Genomic DNA, 543 nt, shown 5'->3' on the forward strand with positions numbered 1-543 from the left:
GCCGGTCCTTCTTCCTGGCCGCAGCGGCCAGCGTGGCGCGTGCCCCCAGGATCAGCAGCGTTCGCAGATAACTGTCGCCGGCCTTGGTGATGCGCCCGAGACGCTGCTTGCCGCCGGAGCTGTATTGCCCCGGCACGAGTCCGAGCCAGGCGGCGAGCTGTCGGCCGTTGGCGAAGTCGTGGCCGTGGCCGATGCTGGCCAGCAGCGCGCTGGCGGTGGTCGCGCCGATGCCGGGCATCTGCATCAGGCGGCGCGAGCGGTCGTCGGCACAGGCCATGACCTGGATGTGTTCGTCGTAGGCGGCCACGCGCTCATCGAGCCGGCGCAGTTCGTCGAGCAAATCCATGCAGGCCGTCCTGGCCCAGTGGGGCAAGGTTTCGGCCTGCTCGGCAGCCAGCCGGCGCACGGTCTGGGCTTTGAGTGGCAGCACGATGCCGAACTCGCTCATCAGACCGCGCAGGCGGTTGATGGTGGCGGTGCGGGCCTTGACCCAGCCTTGGCGCACGGTGTGGATGGCGAGCCGGCACTGCGACAGCTCGGACT

General features: G+C 69.8%; 1 protein-coding gene. It reads right to left on the minus strand.

Annotated features, from left to right (window positions below; translation table 11 throughout):
* Positions 1–543, minus strand: a 543-nt coding sequence (locus HZU84_RS20045; RefSeq protein WP_180693126.1) for an IS110 family RNA-guided transposase, incomplete at both ends; no start/stop codon positions are given.

Source organism: Sphaerotilus sulfidivorans (assembly GCF_013426975.1).
GTDB classification, from domain to species: domain Bacteria; phylum Pseudomonadota; class Gammaproteobacteria; order Burkholderiales; family Burkholderiaceae_C; genus Sphaerotilus; species Sphaerotilus sulfidivorans.